The organism is Cohnella faecalis, from assembly GCF_003570905.1.
Lineage (GTDB): Bacteria > Bacillota > Bacilli > Paenibacillales > Paenibacillaceae > Cohnella > Cohnella faecalis.
Genome location: NZ_QXJM01000039.1, coordinates 1,120,624 through 1,143,940 on the forward strand (window position 1 = coordinate 1,120,624; position 23,317 = coordinate 1,143,940).

A 23,317-nucleotide genomic window follows, 5' to 3' on the forward strand; every position below is an offset into this window, starting at 1 on the left:
AGAGAGGTGAGACCGATCGGCAGTTATACCGTCGTCGCGGACGTCGGAGCCAGCTTGCTGAAGCTGCTGAGAGAGCAGTTGTCGCCCGATCCGGTTCCAAGACCCGATCTGATCGGCATGGCTTCGCCGGTCGACAAAGGCGACTTTGCGCTGTCCCTTTTCTTGTGCAGCATTCGAGAGAATGGGGAATCCAGACGTACCGAGATGGTGCCTCAAGGAGGGGTGCTCAGATACCCTTCGCTTGCGGTAGATCTTCACTTCATGGTCACTGCTCATTCCACGGCCGATCTTCATACGCGGACGCTGGACGAGCATCGGATCCTGGGGCGGGCGATGCAGGTTCTGTACGACAACTCCGTTCTTCGCAGCCCTTATTTGGAAGGGACGTTGTCCGAGAACAACGAGGAGCTGCGCATTACCGCCGAGAGCTACACCACGGAGCAGATGACGCAGCTGTGGCAGTTCGGGACAGCCCTTACAAGCTTTCTCTGATGTACCGCGTCGGGCCGGTTCTTCTCGATTCGAACAGGGTCAAGCCGGGACCGCGAGTCGTCGAACGGCACATCACCTTGCGGGACAAAGGAGGCGAAGGTTCGTGACGCGCGCGGAGCGAACGTTCGTAACCCGCTGCTCGCTGGCGGTCAGACCGATCGATTCGTGGACGGGGCGACCGCCCGGAGGATCATCGCTAACCGTGCGGCTGCTCGAAACCGGCCGCAAGCCGGTGCAGACGTCGGACGGAAGCTATGCTTTTCTAGACTTTGCAGACTCCGCATGCACGCTGGTTATCGGCTCTCCTACATATTTGGAAGTTCGTCGGACCTTGGACTTAACGAGATTGGACCCGCGCATGCCGACGGTAACCGTCAGCATGCTTCCGAACAGGGCGTATCCGCCCCCGGCGGCTTCGACAGGGTTGGTATTTACGGTATGCAACCCAGCCGGCGACGCTGTCCCGGGTGCGGAAGTATCGGCTTATATCGATGACGAAGCGGCCATTCGCGGCCGGGTGGCCGAAGAGAAGACGGAGCGGGGCGCGCAAGCCGTTCTGGTCGCTCCCGGCGGCGTCAGGCTGTCTTCCGGCGATTCCTTCGTGTTGAGGGAACGAACCGGAACGGCTGAAGAATGGGGCTTCGTCGACGGGATCGACGGAAGCGGCAACCGTTTGCTGCTGGGGGGCCGTTATCCGGCGTATGGAGCCGGGGTGCGAAGCTGCTCCGGCCGTAAGAACCCGCAGCGACGAGAACGGACTCGTTATCGTTCCTTTTCGCGGACAGCTTCCGCCGACCTGTCAGGTTCGCGTGGAAATCTCTTCGGGAGACAGGCGCTTTACGGACGTATGGACGATGGAAGCGGGCAATGTAACGAGGCTCCCTCCCGTCCGACTGTAAGCATCATTCATTGTGCGTTACGCCGGTTGGATGACGGACCCGTCTTCTTGAGGGCCTGACCGATCGAGTCGGCGATTTGATAAACCTAAATTCAGAGAGGAGGAACTGGTTTTCCCGACATGCGCGCACCTAAGAGCTAGAGGACGATCATCCGGCTGCATGAAGGGAGAAACCGGGGAACATGGCAGAGTATTTGTCTCCTGGGGTGTACGTCGAGGAATTCGAGAGCGGCTCCAAACCGCTCGAAGGCGTAAGCACAAGCACGGCGGGCTTTATAGGGCTCGCTCAAAGAGGGCCGGTAGAAGGGTTGCCGCAGTTGGTAACGAGCCCGGCCGATTTCCAGCGCCAATTCGGAGGCTATTTGTCCGAGAGCGCTTTTGGAAGCTATCGCTATTTGGCTTATTCGGTAGATCAGTTTTTCGCGAACGGCGGTTCCCGCTGCTTCGTCATGCGCGTTGCTCCTTCGGACGCGAAAGCGGCATCCAATGAAGGGCGCGGAGCGGAAGCTCTGAGCATCGTCGCCAAAAACCCCGGAGCATGGGGCAGCCTCGTGAAAGTCGTCGTTACGCCGGCTAGCAAAGCCAAGACTCAAATCTATGAAGCGAACGGCACTCGCTACCGCGTAAAAAGCACGAACGGTTTCTACGCGGGTGACGTCGTTACGTTTACATCCGGCGGCGACACGCAGTGGAACCGCATCGTCAGCGTGCAAGACGGAGTCATCGAGCTTGCGGAAGAGCTGGACGGCGATGTCGTCGACGCAGCTTTGCTGCCGACCAAGCTGCTGGCTACCAGCGAGTTCGATCTGATCGTCGCGTTCGGCGACGAAGTCGAGCAGTTCGACAAAGTATCTCTGAACCCGGAAGCGCCGTCCTACGTCGACAAAGTAGCTGCCCGTTCCAATTTGGTTCAGGTGCAATCGCTAATCGTTTCCGAAGGCGCAGTCGCTCCTTTCGAAGCGGTGACCGGAGTCGCGGAAGGCAAGCTTGAGTTTGTTCTCGGCGGCGGCAGCGACGGCACGGTAGGAAGCATCGCGGCATCCGACTTCATGGGCGAAGACCGCGGCCCGGGCCGCCGTACCGGCATTCAGGCGTTCATCGACAACGACGTCGTCAGCATAATGGCCGTTCCGGGCGTTACGGACGCCAACGTTCAGCTTGCGCTCGTCGCTCATTGCGAGAACTTGGGCAGCCGCTTCGCGGTTCTCGATATTCCGCGCGAGAAGACGAAGGTAGCCGACGTTCTTACGCATCGCGACCTGTTCGATTCCAGCTACGCGGCGCTGTACAACCCGTGGCTCTCCGTGTTCGATCCGCTCGACAAACGGAACATCTTCGTTCCTCCGTCCGGCACGATAGCGGGCATTTACTCCCGTTCCGATACGTCCCGCGGCGTGCAGAAAGCTCCGGCTAACGAAGTTCTTCGCGGAGTCGTAGGGCTTGACGTGCAATACAACAAAGGCGAGCAAGACATTTTGAACCCGAAGGGCGTCAACCTGATCCGTTCCTTCCCGGGCCAAGGCATTCGCGTATGGGGAGCTCGCACCGTATCCTCCAACCCGCTTTGGAAATATATCAACGTACGCCGTTTGTTCATTTTCCTGGAAGAGTCGATCAAGACCGGCACGAACTGGGTCGTGTTCGAACCGAACAACGAGCAGCTGTGGGCGCGCGTCCAACGTACGATTGACGCGTTCCTGACTCGCGTATGGCGCGACGGCGCTTTGATGGGAACGAGCGCGGCCGAAGGATTCTATATCGACATCGGCCGCAGCACGATGACCCAGGACGACATCGACAACGGGCGCCTTATTTGCGTCATCGGCGTCGCTCCGGTTAAACCGGCCGAGTTCGTAATCTTCCGCATTACGCAGAAGACAGGCTCGGAATAGACCGTCTTTTCGGACTCGAATACTAGCTTTCGAATCGCTTGGAAGAAGAGCCGGCGATAGTCGGCTCCTTCTAGCGCAGTTCACCCATTTCGGCGCCCGAGATCGCTCGGGGCCCAAGATATTGAACGGAAGGGGATACCCATGCCAGGAGAACGTAATGATCCGTACCGCAATTTTAGATTCCGCGTGGAAATCGAAGGACTGCAGCAAGCCGGATTCAGCGAAGTCGCCGGATTCGACGCTTCGTTCGACGTCGTGCAATACCGCGAGGGCAATGAAGTTATTACGCCCCGCAAGCTTCCGGGCCTTGCCCGATACGGCAACATCACGCTCAAATGGGGCGCGACGGAGTCGGTGGAGCTGTACGAGTGGCTGCAAGAATGCGTCAACGGCACGGTAGAGCGCAAAACCGTCACCATCATCGCTATCGACGAAGAAGGCGGAGACGTCGCTACTTGGCAAGTCATCGAAGCTTGGCCGACTCGCTATACGGCACCGAGCTTCAACGGTTCGGGCGCGGAAGTCGCCATCGAGCTGCTTGAGCTTGCGCACGAAGGCATGACCCGCACCGCTTAATCCGCCGCCCCGCAAGGGGGGCACCGGCAAAAGAGGCTGTCCCTTCTCATCAGGTGCAGCCTCCTTTGCTTCAATTTTTGCCGGAGCGTTAGGATTTGCAATACCGTTACGGGGTAACGCTATTTCGACCGTGCTTGCAGACGCTGGAATCGGTAACCGCAGATGCTCGAAAGTCGGGGTTCAAGTATTGTTACCCGGTAACGTTATTGATGAAACAAGGAGGCAATACGACAATGGCATTTCAAACGGAATACGAGTTCGAGCTCCCGCGCGGATATGTCGACGAGCAGGGCACGCTTCACAAGCGCGGCGTCATGCGTCTTGCGACGGCTGCGGACGAGATTTTGCCGATGAAGGATCCTCGCGTGCAGTCCAATCCGGGGTATTTGTCCGTCATTTTGTTGGCAAGAGTCGTTACCAAGCTCGGAGATTTGAGACACATCGATACGAGAACAATCGAGAAGCTATTCACGGCCGATTTGACATATCTCCAAAGCTTGTACCGGCATATCAACGAGATGGAGCCGCCGAAGCTTCATACGGCATGTCCGAAATGCGATCACGAGTTCGAGGTGGAAGTCGATTTTTTGTCCGTAACGGAGGGGCACTCGTAGGTTATCCGGCAGACCGGATCTACGAGGAAGTAGGCTTCATCGCTTATTATTTTCACTGGCCCCACGACGATGTCATGAACATGGATCACCGCGAACGCCGCAGGTGGTGTGAAGAAATATCGAAAATCAACCGCAAGCTGAACGACGAGCCCGAGAGCAAGCAGAACGTCTTCGACGTATTCGGAAAGAGGTGACGACGGAACGTGACCGTTAACGCAGTAAGCCATGATGTGATCGGAGCGTTCCGCTTTGTCGTCGAGCTGGACTCCATGCTCGTAGCCGGATTTTCGGAAGTGTTCGGCCTCGAGGCGCAAACCGAATACGAAGAAATACGGGAAGGCGGCAACAACGGCTTCGTACACCGGCTTCCCAAAGGGATCAGGCATCCTTCGATCGTTCTGAAGCGCGGCATTTCGTCCTCGCAGGAACTGTGGAATTGGTACGATCAAGCTTCGCGCGGGGCGCTGAAGCGCAAGAGCGGATCGATTATTTTGTACAAGCAAGACGGCCGCGAGCTTTGCCGGTGGAACTTTTTCGACGCGTACCCGGTCAAGTGGTCGGGTCCGACGCTGCAAGCCGCATCCAGCGAAGTGGCGATCGAGACGATCGAGCTTGTGCACAACGGTATAAAAGCTATTTTCCACGCTTGAGGAACGGATCTGATTTCGTTAATGGAAAGGGGAGGGGACAATGGGACGGACGGCTGTAGCGCCAAGATCGAAGGGCGGTCTTGCGATGCGCCACGAGCGGTTCGCCGGAGATATTCTCGGCAAATACGGTCCCATTCGCCGCGGCGACAAGAGCGGCGCTCCTCTCGTTTTTCGTTCGAAATCGGATGCCAAGACCAAGCCCGTGAAGGCAACTCCGAGTACCGTTCACGTTCACGTAACGATGCCGGTTCAGCCGATGCCGCCTTTGGCGAAGGAGCAAATGAAGCCTCGGGAAAAGGCAGTCGTCAAGGAGCGAATCGTCGAGCGGGAAAAAATCGTCGAAAAGCTCGTAGTAAGCCGAACCGTCGTCGTTCGAGAGGTTGAGCGAATCATTCGCGAGCAGCGGCTGTTGAGAGAGCAAGCCGTCAAAGGGCCTGTTGCCGGAGCGCACGAAAACGGAAAATCCGGCGTTGAGCGTGAAGTCGGCCAAGAACGCGGGTCCGCGAAATCGGCGAATGCGAGAACGGAGTCCGGGTCGCAGATTGCGAAGCCGGTCGCTCCGGAAGCGAAGGCAAGCCAGCATACGGGGCGTTCGGCGAAACAAGCCAAGAAGCAGCAACGCCAGTTTCCGGCATTAACGGCGAAGCCGGATTCGCAGCAGTCGCCCCCGATGCCGAAGCCGGAATTGGATGCAAACGAGCCGCCATTCGGCGAACGGAAAGACGAAGCGGCTGCAGGCGTGTCGGCCAAATCAGCGGGCTTAACGGGACTATCGGGAAATTGGAAGCTGTCCGCTGCTATACCCGTCGGCCTTGTTAAAGGGAACCTCGGTATAGGCAAGGACAAGCAGCCCCGGAAGGCGAGAGCGTCTTTTTCCCCTTTGATTTTAATAAACAGGCTGCTTCGCGGCAGCGAGGAAGCATCCCTTCCCGTGCGGTATAGGTTCGCGAATAAGCGGAAATCTGCGGTTTCGGGTGTGAATCGAACCGAGCGACGCGACTTGCAGGATAATCGTTCCGACGACGGAATTATCGCCGATGGCCGAACGGAATTGCCCACTGAACAAGGGGCAAAGGGCGTTTCAAGCGAAGGAATGAACGATGCTTCGCTGACGACGGTCAGGGCGTGGCTGCGCCGGACGCTTCTTTCATCGCGGAAGTCTGATTTTCTTAAGCTTAATAGACACGAAATTTTGTCCCACCCATCCGTTCCGCTGACATTCCGACGTTTGGCGGAAGCCGGGACTATGGCGGCAACGCGCCGGGGAAGCCTGGAGAGCTCTTCGCATGCGGGCACTGTCGCACTCAAGCTCCAATTGCGTCGGCATGAAGGGCGGCAGACGGTTTTTATAGAGCAACAAGCGCCGACAGGGGGCAGCTCGGCTGCCAATAGACCGATGCCGCAACCGAAATCGCATGACGAACGCCCAAGTTTGGAAGCCGGGCGTCAAGCTCCGGATTCGGGTCAGCCTATTGCGAAGGGCAGCGATGCCCCCCAGTCTGGCTTGCACAGGAGAACGGAGCGTGATGTGCTCGTTTCGAGCTTGCCGCAGGGGGAAGAGAGCCATATCCTGCCATCGGACTCGCGGACAGTCTCCGGCAATTCGATTGGCAGAGCTCCGTTAACGGCCCGTCCGTCGACAAGCACCGTCGATACGCCTCGAAAAGGGAGCAGGGAGCTTTATTCCCGCGTCTTTTTATCGCATCGGCAGCCGAAGGGCGTGGTCGCTCGGTCGAAGAATGCGAGACGGCTCTCGGAGGAACGAGAGCTTGTTCGCCCGATAGAAAAGCGGACTTTGATGCCTGCGAATCTGCGAAATCCATTGTCCGTAACGGCCGGGCTCAGCCCGAGGCTTCCGCTTGTTTTTCATCGACTGGCCGAACGAAAGGGCCAGCCGGATCAAACTAGGCATCATTCCGCCGATGCAGCCAATACCCCCTCAATTTCTAAGGGGCCGGACATTTCGTCTGCCGCTTCCGGCAAGGTTTCGGGGCGACGGGAAGAGCTGCGAGATCGCGGGCGGAGGGATGCGCATGTCGACGAAGCTCCCGAGGCGGGAATTGGATCGGCATTGAATTCGAGCGGACCGATTCCTACAAATTCGGATGGCGCGCTATCGCCCGAACGCATGGCGAGCTTGTCCGAAAGTCGTTCGACACCGGCTCTTGCCGGGACGGTCAAGAACTCGGCTAAGCCAGCAGAGGATGATAGCGGAAGCTTTATCTACCCGGCAGCGAAAACCTGGTGGAAGGGACGTGCTCTCCGCTTCTCGCATTTGGCCGGGAAAAGGCCGACGGATCAGGCCACTTCGGCGGATTTGCGATTCCCTGCGAGCGGAGGCGGTCGCAATAGCGTTCCGGCCAAGTCCGAAGGAGCGCCGGGAGCGCAATCCGCATTCGACCTTGCGGGCAGTGCCGCTCGAGGGATAGTCCTTCGACGAGGGATGACGCTCGGCAACGGGATCGCCTTGCTTGCTCACAAGCGCCCATCGGCTAACGGAGCTGCGTCCGGCAAGCTGTCGTTAGAGCGGTCTTCCGATGCAACGGCATCGAACGTTCACTCGGAGGCGAAGCCGTTCGGCAATCTTGATGGTTCAGCGTCGCTATTGCATCAGAAAATGTCCGCAAACGAACCAAAGTCCGCCATAAGCGTTCGGCGCAGCACGCCCGCCGACGGTCAGGCAATCGCAGCGCAGTCTCGACTGCGGACAATCGCAAACGGCGGACAACCTTTGCCGACGACGCTTAAACGAATATCCTCGAACAATCGCATAGGCGCATCGCAGCTGCAGCAGCCGCCATCCGCGAACGGTGGTCAATCCGTCCCACTATCGCATAAACGAGCGGCGACGAGCGGTCGGACAAGCGCAACGGGATCGCAGCAGCGGCCATCCGTAAACGGCGGAACATCCGCACCATTGTCGCTGCAACGGCCATCCGTAAACGGCGGAACATCCGCACCATTGTCGCAGCAGCGGTCATCCGTAAATAGTGGAACATCCGCACCATTGTCGCAGCAACGGCCATCCGTAAACGGCGGGTCATCTGCACCATTGTCTCAGCAGCGGTCATCCGTAAATGGTGGAACATCCGCACCATTGTCGCACAAGCGGTCAGCGCCGAATGGTCAAACAAGCGCAACGGGGTCGCAGCAGCGGCCATCCGTGAACGGCGGAACATCTGCACCATTGTCGCACAAGCGGTCAGCGTCGAGTGACCAAACAAGCGCAACGGGGTCGCAGCAGCGGCCATCCGTAAACGGCGGAACATCCGCACCATTGTCGCACAAGCGGTCAGCGTCGAGTGACCAAACAAGCGAAACGGGGTCGCAACAGCGGCCATCCGAGAACGGCGGAACATCCGCACCATTGTCGCACAAGCGGTCAGCGTCGAGTGACCAAACAAGCACAACGGGGTCGCAGCAGCGGCCAACCGTGAACGGCGAAACATCCGCACCATTGTCGCACAAGCGGTCAGCGTCGAGTGACCAAACAAGCGCAACGGGGTCGCAGCAGCGATCATCCGTAATTGGTGGAGCATCCGCCCCAATGTCGCACAAGCGGTCAGCGTCGAATGGTCAAACAAGCGCAACAGGATCACAGCAGCGGCCATCCATATTGATGTTGCACAAAAGGGCAATGTTGAACGATCGGACTACTGCCCGGCAATCAAAGAGGCGGTCACCCGTAAATGGCGGACAACCAGCGCCATTCACGAATAGTCGGTCAGCGTTGAACGATCAGAATAGGGCATCGCAATTTCAAAATCGAGCGTTCGCAAACGGTGAAACCACCGCGTCAATGTCGCACATACGAGCGGCGTCGAACGATCGGACAACCGCATCGAATTCGCAGTTGCGTCCAACAGCGGTCGATGAACAAACCGCAATCAGCGGACAAGCGGCAACAATGTCGCACAATTGGCAATCGCCAATGGCAACAATGTCAATTGCGCTATCGCATATGAGAATGTTAACTCCCGATACGGAGTCATCGATGCTCTCGAAGAATCGCCAATCGCCTGCCGGGACAGCGACCGCCATGCTCTCGCACAAACGGCAAACGGCAGCGGCCTCCATAGCTGTCGCCGATCGCCCAACCATTGCGGCTCGCGCCCGAGTCGCCGCGCCGCATCAACCGCCGGCTCCGCCGCAGCAAGCGGCCGCGGCCGCCCAACAAGCCGCGCCGCACGCGGAGCTCGCGCACGCGGCACCGGCTTCCGCCGGCAGGCGCGGCCAGCCGCCGACGGCACAAGCTCCGCGCGCGCCGGCGGCTGCGCTCGAGCTGCGGCGCTCGGCGCCGCAAGCCTCTCCCGCGCAGCCCGAGCCTTCGCGGGAGATCAAGATCGATGCTCCGCCGCAGATCGATGCGGAGCAGTTGAAGCAAGCGCTAAGCTCGCTGCCGCAGCTTAATCCGGATCAACTGGCGGATCAAGTCTACAAATCGCTCATGAAAAAAATGAAGTTCGAGCAGCGTCTTCGCGGCTTCTGAAGCGGCATGCCTGCTCGAACAGCACACGTTCTTATCGTACCGAACGGAATAAGACGAATTATTCACCTTAATGTAGCCGGAAGCACACCCCGAGCTTGAATTAAGACGAACAATTCACCCTATTCTCGCTCGAAGCATCCAAAAACCACCAACCACAGCCAATTAAGACGAAATAGTCGTCTTATTCCATACAAACTAGTTAGTTTGTTCCATATAAGACGAACAAGTCGTCTTATTACCAAGCCGCACCACCCACCAAGAGCATCACCAGCGGCACCAAGAGCATCACCCGCACCACCAGCAGCCTGCAAGCGAACACAGGAAAGGAGGCCATCGGCTTGTCGCTCACCAAGGCCAAGATCATCATTATCAAAAGCAACTCGCAAGAGACGGTCGATGTGCTGTTCAATCCGAACGAATACGTGCTGCAATCGGGCAACACGTTCTCGTGGCAGACGATTCCCGGCTTGCAGTCGCCGATCGCCCAGTTTGTGAGCGGGGAGGCGACGACGCTGACGATGGACCTCTTTTTCGATACGTACGAGAAAGGCACCGACGTCCGAGCGCATACCGCCAAAGTAACCGGTTTGCTGAACGTCGACCGCGATCTCCACGCGCCGCCGCTGTGCCGCTTCGTCTGGGGCTCGCTCGATTTCAAAGGCGTGGCGGAAAAAGTGTCGCAGCGATTTACGATGTTTCTCAATAGCGGCATTCCGGTGCGCGCCACGCTGAACGTCACTTTTCGAGCCGTACAGTCGATGACGGAGCAATACCAGAACGTTCCCCGCCAAAGCGCGGACCGGACGAAGCAGAAGACGCTGAAGCAGGACGAGCAGCTATGGATGCTTGCCGCCGAAGAATACGAAGACCCGTCGCACTGGCGGGCGATCGCGGAAGCGAACGGCATCGACAACCCGCGCAAGCTTCCCGTCGGGCGCAAGCTGACTATTCCGAGGCTGGAGTGAGCGGATCATGGCTATCAAATTCGATACGACCACATATACCTTCGATGCGCTGGAGAAGAAATACGGCAGCTTTTACGCTCCGGCGTTCGACATTCTCATCGACGGGCAAAGCCTTACTTTGCAGCGAATCGCCGTCTCCTCGCTAACGGTGGAGACGACGATCGAAGCGCGCGCCGACTCGTTCAACTTTCGGGTCGAGAACGCCTACAACGCCGTCTCGCGCTCGTTCAACTGGGTCGGCTCCTTGCTCGAAGTAGGCAAATCGATCACGATCAAGATAGGCTACAAGGACAAGCTTGAGGAAGTTTTTCAAGGGATTGTAACCGGCATTTCGCTCGACTATCCGTCGGAGGGGCAGCCTTCCGTCACGGTACGAGGCATGGACAAATCGATGCTTATGATGCGAAGCGTCAAATCAAACCTTTGGCGCGATAAGAAAGTAAGCGATGTTGTCAAAGAGATCGGCGGCAAATACGGGCTGCAGCTCCAGGTAGACGACACGATGACTCCGGTTCCGACGATCGAGCAGCTTCAGGCGAGCGATTTTCATTTTTTGAAGGAGCTGGCAGAGTCGAACAACCACGATTTTTTCGTTATCGGCCAAAAGCTCTATTTCAAAAAACCGAACGCATCCGCTAGCCCGGTCATTACGCTCATGTACGGCAAAAACTTGAAAAGCTATTCGACAGACGTCGATATATCGAATCAGGTTAGCCAAATTATCGTCCGCAGCGTCGATCCGGCAACGCGCATTCCGTTTCAAGCGGTGTCCCAGTCGGTCAACATTATGGGCACGAACGGCAAAACCGGAGCCAACATTATGGCCGCATTGTCGAGCCATCTGGTCGAGACGGTCTACAGCAACGTCCAGACGCAGTCCGAAGCGCAGAAGCTCGCGAACTCCATGCTCAACGAGCGGGCGATGGGCCTAATATCCGGGGAGGGCGAATGCATCGGCCTGCCGGAGCTGCGGGCGGGACGCCATATCAAGCTTGACGGACTGGGTCCGAAATTCAACCAGCCGCTGCGGCTGTCGGGCGTTACGCACAAGATCGACAACCGGGGCTATGTGACGAATTTTTCGGTAGAGGGGAACGCGATCTGATGTTTAATTATCCGCCGCAACAGCAGCAGGCCGGTATCATTAACGGCGTCATGATCGCCAAGGTTACGAACAACAAAGACCCCGAGAAGCTCGGAAGGGTGAAGCTCAAATTCCCGTTGAGGGAGAACGAGCACGAGTCCGACTGGGCATCCGTCACGACGTTCATGACCGGGGGAAGCCGGGGATCGGTGTTCATTCCGGAAGTCGACGACGAGGTGCTCGTAGCGTTCGTGCTGGGCAACCTGAACATGCCGATCGTCGTCGGCTCCCTCTGGAACAAGAACAGCAAGCCTCCGACGCCCGACGAGAACAACAACATTCGCAAAATCGTCTCCAAGCACGGTCACGAATTCATTTTTGACGATACGTCGAGCGCCGCCAAAGTAACGCTGAAATCCAAAAAGGGAATGCAGCTCGAATTCGTCGACCAGAACGACAAAGTCGAAATCAAGGCCGGCTCGACCGGTCCCGTCGTCACTCTCGAAGGAGGCTCGTCGGGAACGCTCACGCTCAAATCCGGCACGAACAAAATTACGATCGACAACAAAGGCAACATCAACGTCGACTCCACGACCGGCATTACGATCAAGAGCACGCAAATCAAGGTCGAGGCGACGGCCCAGATGACACTTAAGGCGAACGCGAGTCTTAATCTTGAATCCAGCGGCATTGTGAACATCAAAGGCTCGTTAGTGAAAATCAATTAATCCGCAACGGCGAAGCCGCAGAGGAAAAAAGGGGGCGCAGCGATGAGCGCATCATTCTTGGGCAGAGGGTGGAAGTTTCCCGTTCAGGTTGACAAGACGACCGGGAGATTTTTGCTCTCGGAAGGGGAAGACGATATCGCGGAAGCGGTTCGCGTCATCCTCATGACCTCGAAGGGGGAACGCGTCATGCGCCCGAGCTTCGGCTGCGGCTTGAGGGACTTCGCCTTCGGAACGATGGACGAGACGTCTCTCCGACTATTGGAGACCGACGTTTGCGAAGCGATTACGGTATGGGAGCCGAGGGTGACCGACGTCGAAGTGACGGCGCTGCCCGACGACAGCGAGCCCGGACGAATGCTTCTGCAAATTTCGTATGTCGTCCGATCGACGAACAATCTATTCAACCAGGTATACCCCTTCTATCTCGAAGAAGGCACGAAATAAACGGGAGAGATCAAACCGATGACAGAAGCGGCGAGGCCGGGCGGAGCAAGCCGTCCGCCGGCGATAGACGGGAGGGACCTATCCGCTCTCACCCGTCAAATGAAAGCGATGGTTCCCCACTATACGCCGGAATGGCGGTTTTCTCCCGACGACCCGGATGCCGGACGGCGCTCTTTTTTCTGGCTGCGGAGATGCTTGGCGAGAATGCCAAAAGGCTGAACCGCGTCCCGTTGAACAATCTTGTTTCTTTTCTCGATCTGCTGCAAGTTTCGTTGCAGCCTGCTCGTCCCGCGAAGGCGCATGTCGTATTTTCGTTGAACGAGGGCGTTCGCGAGCCCGTATTCGTGCCGGGAGGAACGGTTATTGCGGCTGCCGCGGAAGACGGCGGCGAAGATATTCCGTTCGAAACCGAAAGCGCCTTGCTAGTGACGCCGGCCAAACTGACGGATCTGCTCAATGTGAATCCGGCCCGCGACCGGATCGTGCTGTCTGCCGAACAATACGATGAGGCGCTTGCCGCGAACGCGGCTCCGGAAATTCCGCTGTTTTCCGTCGAGGGCGTCAACCTGCAGGAGCACGTCTTCTACTTGCGCCACGACGATCTGTTCCGCCTTGACCATCCCGCCCGCCTTATACTGAAGTGGCATAACGCGGAGAAGAGATACGTCGAGACCGAGCTTGCCGCCGTCGCAGGCCGCTCCGATTGGATGGAATGGTCTTATTCGCAAGGAGACGAATGGATTCCATTCGAGGATATGTCCGTATCCGGGCGGGAAGTGACTCTGCGCAAAAAATCGAGCGGTCCCGTCGAGGAGACGGTAATCGGAGGTATTTCCGGAAGGTGGATTCGCTGCCGGATCAGACCCGCGGCCGACGGCGTCTCGGCGCCCGAGGCTCTCGGCGCCGTGCCCGATATGGATCGTATTACGCTTCGAGCTTCGCATGACCGGCAGCTTGACGCGGCGGGCATTCCTGCGGACGAGCTTTATTTTAACGATACGCAGCTCGATGGAGCCGGCTTCGCGCCGTTCGGCGAGCACTTTCTGCCTTATGCGGTTTTCTATGCCGCTTGTCCGGAAGCTTTGAGCAAACGGGGCAGCCGATTGACGATGACGTTCAAGGGGCGCGTCGTACCGAGTTCTCTGCGCTCGGCGCCCGATCCGGAAATCAAATGGAAAATGGTCATGAGAACGTTCGATTTCGAAAAAAAGCCGCTGCCTCGGATTCTGATACGCAAAGTTCAGTGGGAGTATTGGAACGGCGACAATTGGATGAAGCTGCAAGGCACTGCGAGGTATGACGAGCTCTTCGCGCAAATGCCGGAGGAAGAAACCGATTACCGGCTGGAGTTCGATTGCCCGGAGGATCTGGCGCCCGCTTACGTGAACGGACGCGAGGATCGCTGGATAAGAGCGCGCGTGCTGGCTGTCGATCCGATCTCGGCTCCGGTCGTGGAATATATGAGCCCTTGGTTGTCCGCGCCTGCCTTTTCCTATGCGTACGACGACTCGGACGAGTTGATCGCGCAATCGGCCTTTACGCTTAACAACGCGGAGCTGCGCGACGTTACCGCAACGGCGCGTCAAGGCGGCGCGACGTTCAAGCCGTTCGTGCCGATCGCCTGTCCTTCTCCGGCATTGTATGCCGGCTTCGATAGTCCTCCGTTGAAGGGGCCGATCCGGCTGCAGTTCACGCTCGGCCGCAAAGTTCCCGCAGAAGGCGAAGCGCCTTGGATCGAATGGGAAGCTTGCGTTCGCAGCGCGGCAGGCGGCTGGAAATGGGTGGCGCTCAAGACGAGCGACGACACGGAAGGCTTTACCGAGAACGGAACGCTGCAGTTCGTCGGTCCCGCCGAGCTTGCCCCGGTATCGTTGTTCGGGAGGGAGCGGGTATGGCTGCGCGCTCTGAACAGAGACGGCAAATACGGGGAGGCCGGAGCGGCTGTTCCGACGGCGGCTTCGATACGGCGCAACAGCGTGGCGGTCGTTCAGCGGCAGACGATAACGGGCGAGTATCCGGAACGCGGCAGAGGGGGATTCGTTCTGTCGCGCTCTCCGGTCATATCGGAAGAAATTTGGGTGGACGAAACGGGCCACGTCGCCGAGCATGAGCTTGAGAGACAGCTGGAAGCCGCGCCGGAGCGGTACGAAGTATACCGCGACAGCGACGGAGGAATTCAACGGCTTTGGGTTCGCTGGGAGAGGGTGCGCTCCTTCGGGGCTTCAACCTCGGACGATCGCCATTACACGCTCGATTCGGCCTCCGGGCTGCTTCAGTTCGGCAACGGGACACGCGGAATGAAGCCTCCTCAGGACGGCGGAGATAAAATTCGCGCGACCTATCGGGTAACGGAAGGGCTGCGCGGCAATACCGCCGCCGGAACGATAACGAATCTTCTGCAGCCGATCGCTTTCGTCGAACGGGCCGTTAATCCGGCTCCCGCAGTCGGCGGCGGCGACACCGAGCCGCTCGACGGCGCTCTTCGGCGCGGGCCGCAGCAATTGAAGCATCGCGGCCGGGCGATATCCGCATCCGATGCGGAATGGCTCGTTCGCGAGATCGACCCGGGCATCGTCAAGGTAAGATGCCTGCCGAACCGCGACGCCCGAATGCAGCGCAAGCCCGGCTCGTTGGCCGTGGCCGTATTGCCGGCCGGCGGACGCGAGGCGTCGGAGCATTTTCCGGCGGTGAAGAGAAAGCTGGAAGCCGAGCTTCGCGAACGAGCTTCGAATTTGGTTGCGACGGGCGGCAGGCTTACGGTCATGCTTCCCGTGCTGCTCGAAGTGTCCGTAACCGCCACGGTCGCGGTCGATTCGCCCGATTTTGTTATGCCGGCCGAATCGATGTGTCTGGAACGTCTCAGCCGATTCCTCGATCCGGTGACAGGCAAATCGGACGGGCAGGGCTGGGAAATCGGCGAGCCGGTTCATCCGTCCGTCTTTTACGGGCTGCTTCAGTCGGTTCGCGGTGTTCAGCGGGTGGAGCAAGTTCATCTGAACGTGTTCAAGCTTGAGAACGGAGTGACGACCGAAATACCGGCGGGCAGTCTTGGAGACTTGCCGCACGGAATTGTGACGAGCGGAACGCATCGGGTTAACGTAGTGATCGGATGACGAGATTGTCCATATCGATTCGCGATCGATTTCAACGATAAATAAATGAAGCCGAAAGGAGGGCTGATCGATGCTTCCACGTCTGCCGCTGGACGATCGTTCGTTCCAGACTATTTTGCAGGATGCTCGACGCGGGATCCCGACTCGTTTGCCGGAATGGACGGATGAGAACGCGCACGACCCGGGATGACGTTTCTCGAGCTTTTCGCTTGGTTGAGCGAAATGCAGCAATATTACTTAAGCCGTGTACCGGATCGGAATTATTACAAGTTTTTGGATTTGCTGGGCGTGGAGAAGCGGGAGGCGGTATCCGCCGTTACGGAAGCGTCTTTCGACGGCGTGCGCGAACGGCTGCTGCTGCCTCGGGGCACGAAGCTGCTGGCGGACGATCAGCTCTTCGAGACGGCGGATGCCATCCATCTGCTGCCCCTTGCCATCGAACGGATCGTCGTCAGGACGGAACGTGAAGCGAGCGATATGACGGCATCGAATACCGGAGGGAATACCGCTTTTTTCGCGTTCGGGCGGGAAGCTCATGCAGGCAGCCGCTTTTACGTGGCGTTTGATCAGGAACCGGAGGTCGGAGAGACGGTGACGCTGTCGATCCGGCTCGCGACGACAGGAAAGCTCCGGCTAACGTCGGGCAGGTGCTTCCTTCTGCCAAGATTTCATGGAAAGCCTACGGCTTCGAGGAAGCTTCGGGGGCGTCATGGCTTCCTCTCGACGTCATTAGCGACGATACCGTACATCTGTCGTTCAGCGGACGGCTTGCTTTTCGGGTAACGTCCCGGATGCGGCCGGTTCTCGTGCATCCGGCGAACGACAGGCCGAGATACTGGATTTGCTGCACGCTGGAGGAGCCCGGCTACGAGCTGCCTCCCGCATTCACCGGATTTTGCTCAATACGGTGAATGCGACGCAGCAGGATACGTTAAGCGAGCAGGAGTCGTATGACAGTCCCGGCACGCCTTCTTTTTCTCTCGTTGCCGATAGTTGGCTTGCCCGTTACGGGCAGCTGCGCGTGCAAGTGCTCGGGCAAGACGGGCGATGGAGAGAATGGCGGGAAACGGCGAGCTGGGACGGCGCAGGTCCGGACGATCGCTTGTATCGGGTGGAACGGCCGGATGCGGACGGCCCGCAAACGGTGCGCTTCGGAGACGGAGTGCGTGGGGCTATTCCGCGCGAAGGCACAGGCACCGTCAGAATCATTCGCCATACGATGGAGTTCGCATCCGTCGCCATGATCGGCCGAAGCAACGGCTTGCCTCTTCAGACGATCAGGCTGTACGATTTGCCGTGCCGGCGCGCGGACGGCATGCGGCTTCAGGTCGGAGCGTTTGACGAGAGCGCGGGCGAGCTTGTCTGGGAGGATTGGGAGGCGGTAGCCGATTTCGACCGCTCCGGTCCGTTGGACAGACATTTCGTCTTCGATACGGAATCGGGCGAGCTGCGGTTCGGCAACGACGAGAGCGGCGCGATTCCCGCGGCATACGAATATTCGAATGTCGTCTTGACGACATGTGTAGTCGGCGGAGGAGAGCGCGGCAACATTAAGCCTGATCTTCTGACGGAATGGGTGTCGCCGGTGCAACGGGCGCTGGGCATATCCGTTACGAATACGGCATACGCTTCCGGCGGGGAGGAAGGCGAGTCGCTTGGGGAATGTCTGGAACGGGCGCAGGCGGAATGGCAGAAGCCTTACTGCGCGGTGACGAACGACGACTACCGGGCTATCGCTATGGAGACGCCCGGATTGAAGGTCGCCCGTGCGCACGTCATTCCAGGCTTCGCTCCGGGAAAGCCGGATTCTCCGGGCGCGGTTACCGTTGTCGTCGTGCCGCAAGGCTTGGATGAGACGCCTCAGCCCAGCGTTGGTTTTCTGGGCACCGTCGCGCGGCATTTGGATGAACGAAGGCTGCTTACGACGGAGGTTCACGTCATCGCGCCGGAATACGTACGGGTAACCGTTCACGCGACTGTCGTCGTAGAGCCGCATTTCATGGAAGAGGCGCGGAGGATCGTTGCCGAGCTGAACCGATTGCTGACGCCGCTTGGAAGGTCCGGCAGCTCGGAGGGCTGGCCCTTCGGACGAACGGTGCACAAAGGCGATATTTTCGGCGTCATCAGCCGAATGAACGGAGTCGCTTACGTGCAGGACTTGTGGCTCGATTCCGAAGGACGCTACGTTCGTAAAAACGCGGGGGGAGACATTTTGCTGCCTCCGAACGGACTTGCATATTCCGGAGAACACCGGATCGAATTGATTAGCCGTACACAGCTGTAGCCTGTGAAGTCTCGAAGGCTTTCGAAGCCGAACGACGGAAAAGAGAGGAGGGCTCGACATGGAAGATGGCAGCACCTATTTTTCGGTTAACCGGTCTGAGCATTGGGGTCGCAGGGGCGTAGCGCGAAACCTGGAGGATACCGATGGAATGACAGTGCGAAAGGGCGAAAAATACGGCATTCTCGATACTCTTCAGCTGGAAACGCTCGAAGGGATCGGCGAGGTGAGCGGCTTCTGCGTCGGCCCTCTCGGCCGTCTCGTTCTTCTGAGCGAGGACGGCGATCTGTGGACCTACGACAGAAAAAGCCGGCATCACGAAAGGCTGTTCGTAACCGGCCACGGGTTGTTCGGAGGCACCGCTCAGCTTGCGGTTACCGGCGACTTGCTGTTCGTCGCCGACGCATCTCCCGATGGAGTCGGCGAGCCGACCATAGCCGCATACGATATGGCCAACGGACAAATGAAATGGCAGAGAAGCGGAGGAATGCTGGACGGGGTTCCCTTCTATCCGCTCGCGGCCGCTTCCGACGATAACTACGTTTACGTTTTATCGCCTAGAGCCGAGCTGGAAGAGTGCGAGCCCGACGCGAACGGACTCGTGCCGCTGGCCTTGATCCGGCTGACCCTGTCGGGAGGGATGGACGCCGTATTCACCGACGACCGGTTTGCCGCGTATTTGCCGGAATCGAGCGGCGATTGGAGAGGAATCGTATTTCTCGCCGTTTCGCCGGACGGCGGCATTCACGCTTTCGACAGCCGCGGGCGGGTGCTGTTCGTCTTCGGGCTGGAGGGACGGCTTCTGACCCGGATGGTGCTTCCTCCGCTGTCGTTCGCCGGGCTGGGGGTTGACTCGAATCGGCAAATGTACCTCGGAGATTCGCGGATCATCGGAGAGGAAAGCGAGGATGACCGCTTCATCCTTCATTTCGGAGCCGACGGCGAATTGATCGGGCGGGTAGCGGGCTTCCGCGGCAAAACCGATGGGCTGCTCATCGATGGAAGCGACCGAATGTACATCTGGAACGCGGAGAACCGGACGATTACCGTTCTGGAATTGCAGCCGCAGACGCTTGGCTGGGAAGGAATCGGCGCGCCCGAAGGGATATGGCTGTCCTCGGCGTTCGACAGCGCGGAAGCCGAGACGGTATGGCACAAATTCACGCTGGACGCGGACATTCCAGACGGCACGCAAATTCGGGTTTCCTATTTTAGCTCGGACTCGGATAAGCGGGTGATCGGCCATTCCGTTCGAAGCGTGAACGAGTGGATATCCGGCAAGGATATCTCTTTCGACGAGAAACTCGCGGGACTAGCGCCTTACTGGTCCGAGCCTGTCATCAATCCGGCGGATGCGTTGTTCTTCGAAGCGCAAGGACGATACTTATGGCTGAAGATCGAATGGATCGGCAGCGAACGAACCGCGCCGACGCTAAGGCGGCTGCGGGTTTACTTCCCGAGGGACACGCTGCTCTCTCATTTGCCGTCCGTTTACCGGGAGGAGAGCGGCAGCGATTTCCTCGAACGATTCCTGTCGCTGTTCGGAACGCTGTTCGACGATATGGAAGAGAAGATCGAAGGAATGGCCTTGCAATTCGATCGCGAGCGCGTCAACGGAAGCCAGTTGCGCTGGCTCGCATCCTGGCTCGGTATTGCATGCGACGAGCACTGGAGCGACGAATGGGTTCGAAGGCTGATCCGGGCCCGCTCCCGAGCTTTACCATTACCGGGGAACGAAGCGGGGGATCGTAACGCTGATCGAGACGCTTACCGGCACTCCGCCTATCATCGTCGAGCCATTCCAATACAAAGCGATGCGGGAGCATGCCGAGCTCAGATGGCTGACCGATCATTTGTACGGGGACGATCCTCACACGTTCACGCTGCTCCTGCATGCGGGGAAAGCCGATTCCGACAAGGAACGCGTGCTGCTGAAATCGTTGGTCGAGGACCATATCCCGGCGTACACGGAAGTCCGGATGATGTGGCTTCAACCTTGGATGTATCTCGATTTACATACCTATCTAGGCGTCAACACGCTGCTGACCGAGCCATCTCTATTCACGATATACGCCGATCGGAACATGCCGAACGACACGCTGATCGTGGACACGGATATGGACCGGCGAATGGACGCGCACACGAGGCTGGAACTGGATTCCGAGTTGGAATAAGGAGGAGGGCTTTACGGTGAAAAAAACGAGAATGTTTCCTTTCGAGAGGAACCGGTACTTCTACGGAAAGCTGCTGACGGTAAGAGACTTCGAATCCGAGCAAAAATATTTCAACGACAAAAGGCGGCTGCTTAACCGGCTGTTGTTCGGCAGCGGCGTCGTGGCGGGCATGCAGGTCGTTCCCGTCGACGACAAGACGATTACGGTTGAGATGGGAGTCGCGCTCGATTATCTCGGCCGCGAAATCGTCATTTCTTCTCCGGTCACCCTCAAGCTGTCGATGATCGAAGGGTTCACTAACAACGAGTACAAGAAGAACGTCTATCTCTATGCCGCTTATGACGAGAAAGGGAGGGAGCCGGTTCATTCCGTCGGCAATTCCTCCGTACGGGGCGAAGAGGTGAACGAGTACAATCGTTACCTGGAGTCGTATCGTCTGTTCGTGAAGGAAGAGCCGCCGGCGCCCGCGTCTTTCGAGCATGCGGGCCTTCTCGAAGACATCGTCACGCTCTATCAAGACTCTCATGTGCGGGTTACGCAGCGGATGCCGAAATACGCCAATCCCGGCGACGTTGTCGACGTCGTTCTCATTGTCGAGAAGACGCTCCAAACGCCTCGCGTATCGCTAGCCTTCGACTATTCCGCCGAAGGCTTCGATCCTCTCGGCAAAGACGGTTCGAGCGTTCGGTTTCTTGAACCGGGCGACAGCCAGGAGACCGAATATAGGCATTCCTACAGCGTCAAGGTGCAGGATAAGGCCGGCACGGTCGGCAAGCTGACGCTTCGTCCGGAAGCGCTCGAGCTATTCATCGGAGACAACCGCATTCCGATCGACCATACCGTTACGCACGGAGTGGACATTATCGAGCAGCCGGTGGCGGAGCGAGTGCTTAAGGATTGGTATGAGCGTCCGCTGGACCAAGCGGTCGAAGGCTATGCCGATCAGCACGTTTGCTTGGCCAAAATCGGTCTTCTCCAGCTCGGCCCCACCTATATGATCGAGCAGGTCGAGCGGGTGCCTTTCGGAGAATATATTCCGAATGCTTCTCTCATGCAGAGAATAACGTTGAACGGCCGTTCCTCTTCCTTAAACCGGTTTTATGCCGAAGCGAAAGCATACGATTTGTCTTACGGAAGCACTCCCGAGCTGGACGTTGTCTACCATCCGGAGCGCAACGCGTTCGATTTCAAGCTCGGAATTCCTAAGCCTCAAGCGATCCACGACGAGATCGCGACGGGAATGCTGGAGGTTCCGCTCGAGAAAAACGCCAAAACCGGGCTTCGCCTTTTCTCACGAGGACAACGCAATTTCGTTACGGAAGAGATTGCTCACGGCCTTGGAACCGGACATGTTACAATTGTCGTAGGCTTGGAGGAGACTCCCAAGGCCGATGCCGCCGTCGGCTCGGACGGCGAGCGCGTTTACTACGGCGCGGTTGACGTGTTCAAGGATACGGAGTACGAAGCGGAGCTCCCCGGAGTCTCGTTCGGAACTCTTGTATATCCCGACAAAGGAACGTTCCGAATCGGCATGAAGCTGAAGGATACGGCGGAAATATCCTCGCTGCGCGTCCGCTGGTGGGCGTTCAAGAAGCTGCACGACGGCGTCGAATCCTCGATTCCTGCCGACATAGCGGAAGCGATTGCGTTCTCGCAAGCGGCGGCATCCGAAGAAAAGTAACAAGGAACAAGGATTTCGAAGGCTTCTCCGTCCCTATGCGCGTTAAAGGAAGAGAGGTTTAGAACGGTGAAAATATTTTTCTTGTTCGGATTTCTGTGGTGGCTTCTCGGTAATCCGTTTCTGGCGCTCATCGTGCTGCTCGTCATTCTGTATGCGTTGGAGCGGCGCTTTATCGGATTGTCGCCGAGCCTTGTTCGGCCGTTCCGGCGGCGCGGCTCTATCGCGAAATGGAAGCGGCAGCTGGAGCTGAACCCGCACGACGTATCGGCCAAGTCAGAGCTTGCAAGGCTGCTGATCGAGGGCCGCAAATTCGCTGAAGCTCGCGATGTGCTGGCAGGGATGGAAGACAAGATGGAGCATTCGGCCGAATATTGGAGCGATCTCGGCACGTGCGAGCTTGCGCTTGGCCGATGGGAAGAAGGAGAGCGGGCGATGCTTCGCGCTTTGGACATCAGCCCCCGGGTCAAATACGGACAGCCGTACTTGAAGCTTGGTGAAGCATACGCGAAGAAGGATGCGGAGAAGGCGCTGCGGTATTTGCGGCAGTTCAAGGAAGTGAACTCTTCCTCCTGCGAGGCCTATTACCGCCTTGGACTCGTCTATGGCGAGCTGGGCAAAGCCGACGAAGCCGCCTTGGCATTCCAGGATTGCCGCAAGCTTTATCGAACGCTGCCCCGCTATATGCGCCGTCACGAACGGAAATGGGCGCTGCGCAGCTTGTTCCGCGCCAACCGCAAGAAGTAGACAATGAGAAGGGGAGCCCTGAACGCGGGGCTCCCCTTTGTTGTCGCGGTATGAGTCGTCCGCCATCAGCTCGTCAAAAAATGTGTACGGGGGGCGCAAACAGTGGTACGAGGTACCATACAATCGGCAGAATGTGTGATCGGGAGCGCAACAGTGGTACGAGGTATCATACAATCGGCAGAATGTGTGATCGGGAGCGCAACAGTGGTACGAGGTACCATACAATCGGCGGAAAGTGTGATCGGAAGCGCAACAGTGGTACGAGGTACCGTACATTCGGCGGATTGTATGGTCGAGAGCGCAACAGTGGTACGAGGTACCATACATCCGGCGAAATGCGTGGGCGAGCGCGCAACAGTGGTACGAGGTACCATACATCCGGCGAAATGCGTGGGCGAGCGCGCAACAGTGGTACGAGGTACCATACATCCGGCGAAATGCGTGGGCGAGCGCGCAACAGTGGTACGAGGTACCATACATTCGGCGTAATGC

At 58.1% G+C, this 23,317-nt stretch carries 19 protein-coding genes; all 19 read left to right on the top strand.

The annotated features are described in order from the left end of the window. The first annotated feature begins 6 nt into the window (after nt 1-6). The 19 genes from D3H35_RS18045 to D3H35_RS18130 all read left to right on the top strand — a co-directional run bounded on the left by D3H35_RS18045 (nt 7) and on the right by D3H35_RS18130 (nt 22,825). The gene (locus D3H35_RS18045; protein ID WP_233567983.1) at nt 7-492 is read left to right on the top strand and encodes a DUF4255 domain-containing protein; all 486 of its coding nucleotides are present in this window, start codon (nt 7-9) and stop codon (nt 490-492) included. Nucleotides 493-595: 103 nt separating this feature from the next. Beyond that, on the top strand, nt 596-1,450 hold the full coding sequence (locus D3H35_RS18050) for a hypothetical protein (RefSeq protein ID WP_119150620.1): 855 nt from the start codon (nt 596-598) through the stop codon (nt 1,448-1,450). 122 nt (nt 1,451-1,572) lie between these two features. Continuing rightward, nucleotides 1,573-3,282, top strand: coding sequence for a phage tail sheath family protein (locus D3H35_RS18055; protein WP_119150621.1), 1,710 nt, complete (start codon nt 1,573-1,575; stop codon nt 3,280-3,282). 141 nt (nt 3,283-3,423) lie between these two features. Beyond that, nucleotides 3,424-3,858, top strand: a complete 435-nt coding sequence (locus D3H35_RS18060) for a phage tail protein (protein ID WP_119150622.1) — start codon at nt 3,424-3,426, stop codon at nt 3,856-3,858. Between the two features lie 233 nt (nt 3,859-4,091). Further along, nucleotides 4,092-4,472, top strand: coding sequence for a phage tail assembly protein (locus D3H35_RS18065; RefSeq protein ID WP_119151211.1), 381 nt, complete (start codon nt 4,092-4,094; stop codon nt 4,470-4,472). Continuing rightward, nucleotides 4,412-4,666 (top strand): DUF6760 family protein, encoded by a 255-nt coding sequence (locus D3H35_RS34225; RefSeq protein ID WP_119151210.1) that lies wholly within the window; start codon nt 4,412-4,414, stop codon nt 4,664-4,666. Before D3H35_RS18065 ends, D3H35_RS34225 begins: the two co-directional genes overlap by 61 nt. 9 nt (nt 4,667-4,675) lie before the next feature. Then, the gene (locus tag D3H35_RS18075; protein WP_233567984.1) at nt 4,676-5,122 is read left to right on the top strand and encodes a phage tail protein; all 447 of its coding nucleotides are present in this window, start codon (nt 4,676-4,678) and stop codon (nt 5,120-5,122) included. Between the two features lie 40 nt (nt 5,123-5,162). After that, nucleotides 5,163-9,611, top strand: a complete 4,449-nt coding sequence (locus D3H35_RS18080; RefSeq protein WP_119150623.1) for a serine-rich family protein — start codon at nt 5,163-5,165, stop codon at nt 9,609-9,611. A gap of 338 nt (nt 9,612-9,949) precedes the next feature. After that, nucleotides 9,950-10,576, top strand: coding sequence for a CIS tube protein (locus tag D3H35_RS18085; protein ID WP_119150624.1), 627 nt, complete (start codon nt 9,950-9,952; stop codon nt 10,574-10,576). Nucleotides 10,577-10,583: 7 nt separating this feature from the next. Beyond that, nucleotides 10,584-11,681: a phage late control D family protein gene (locus D3H35_RS18090; RefSeq protein ID WP_119150625.1), complete on the top strand. Its 1,098-nt coding sequence runs from the start codon at nt 10,584-10,586 to the stop codon at nt 11,679-11,681. Further along, a complete protein-coding gene (locus tag D3H35_RS18095) occupies nt 11,681-12,388 on the top strand; it encodes a phage baseplate assembly protein V (protein ID WP_119150626.1) in 708 nt (235 codons plus the stop codon). The genes D3H35_RS18090 and D3H35_RS18095 overlap by 1 nt, the downstream gene beginning before the upstream one ends. 42 nt (nt 12,389-12,430) lie before the next feature. Next, nucleotides 12,431-12,832, top strand: a complete 402-nt coding sequence (locus tag D3H35_RS18100; protein WP_119150627.1) for a GPW/gp25 family protein — start codon at nt 12,431-12,433, stop codon at nt 12,830-12,832. An 18-nt stretch (nt 12,833-12,850) separates the two neighbouring features. Continuing rightward, nucleotides 12,851-13,051, top strand: coding sequence for a hypothetical protein (locus tag D3H35_RS30825; RefSeq protein WP_158594172.1), 201 nt, complete (start codon nt 12,851-12,853; stop codon nt 13,049-13,051). A gap of 11 nt (nt 13,052-13,062) precedes the next feature. Next, entirely contained in the window at nt 13,063-15,945 is a 2,883-nt protein-coding gene (locus D3H35_RS18105; RefSeq protein WP_158594173.1) for a baseplate J/gp47 family protein, read from the top strand. 213 nt (nt 15,946-16,158) lie between these two features. Beyond that, nucleotides 16,159-16,728, top strand: coding sequence for a hypothetical protein (locus D3H35_RS18110; RefSeq protein ID WP_147355885.1), 570 nt, complete (start codon nt 16,159-16,161; stop codon nt 16,726-16,728). Nucleotides 16,729-16,786: 58 nt separating this feature from the next. Beyond that, a complete protein-coding gene (locus tag D3H35_RS18115) occupies nt 16,787-18,229 on the top strand; it encodes a putative baseplate assembly protein (protein WP_119150630.1) in 1,443 nt (480 codons plus the stop codon). A gap of 58 nt (nt 18,230-18,287) precedes the next feature. Continuing rightward, nucleotides 18,288-20,420: a hypothetical protein gene (locus tag D3H35_RS18120; protein WP_119150631.1), complete on the top strand. Its 2,133-nt coding sequence runs from the start codon at nt 18,288-18,290 to the stop codon at nt 20,418-20,420. Further along, nucleotides 20,417-22,081: a hypothetical protein gene (locus D3H35_RS18125; RefSeq protein WP_119150632.1), complete on the top strand. Its 1,665-nt coding sequence runs from the start codon at nt 20,417-20,419 to the stop codon at nt 22,079-22,081. Before D3H35_RS18120 ends, D3H35_RS18125 begins: the two co-directional genes overlap by 4 nt. Before the next feature lie 66 nt (nt 22,082-22,147). Then, the gene (locus D3H35_RS18130) at nt 22,148-22,825 is read left to right on the top strand and encodes a tetratricopeptide repeat protein (protein WP_119150633.1); all 678 of its coding nucleotides are present in this window, start codon (nt 22,148-22,150) and stop codon (nt 22,823-22,825) included. Nucleotides 22,826-23,317: the final 492 nt, after the last annotated feature.

Coding starts and splice junctions, on each gene's coding strand:
- D3H35_RS18055 (WP_119150621.1), top strand. CDS start 1,573: ATGGCAGAGTATTTGTCTCCTGGGGTGTACGTCGAGGAATTCGAGAGC.
- D3H35_RS18060 (WP_119150622.1), top strand. CDS start 3,424: ATGCCAGGAGAACGTAATGATCCGTACCGCAATTTTAGATTCCGCGTG.
- D3H35_RS18065 (WP_119151211.1), top strand. CDS start 4,092: ATGGCATTTCAAACGGAATACGAGTTCGAGCTCCCGCGCGGATATGTC.
- D3H35_RS34225 (WP_119151210.1), top strand. CDS start 4,412: ATGCGATCACGAGTTCGAGGTGGAAGTCGATTTTTTGTCCGTAACGGA.
- D3H35_RS18080 (WP_119150623.1), top strand. CDS start 5,163: ATGGGACGGACGGCTGTAGCGCCAAGATCGAAGGGCGGTCTTGCGATG.
- D3H35_RS18090 (WP_119150625.1), top strand. CDS start 10,584: ATGGCTATCAAATTCGATACGACCACATATACCTTCGATGCGCTGGAG.
- D3H35_RS18095 (WP_119150626.1), top strand. CDS start 11,681: ATGTTTAATTATCCGCCGCAACAGCAGCAGGCCGGTATCATTAACGGC.
- D3H35_RS18100 (WP_119150627.1), top strand. CDS start 12,431: ATGAGCGCATCATTCTTGGGCAGAGGGTGGAAGTTTCCCGTTCAGGTT.
- D3H35_RS30825 (WP_158594172.1), top strand. CDS start 12,851: ATGACAGAAGCGGCGAGGCCGGGCGGAGCAAGCCGTCCGCCGGCGATA.
- D3H35_RS18120 (WP_119150631.1), top strand. CDS start 18,288: ATGGAAGATGGCAGCACCTATTTTTCGGTTAACCGGTCTGAGCATTGG.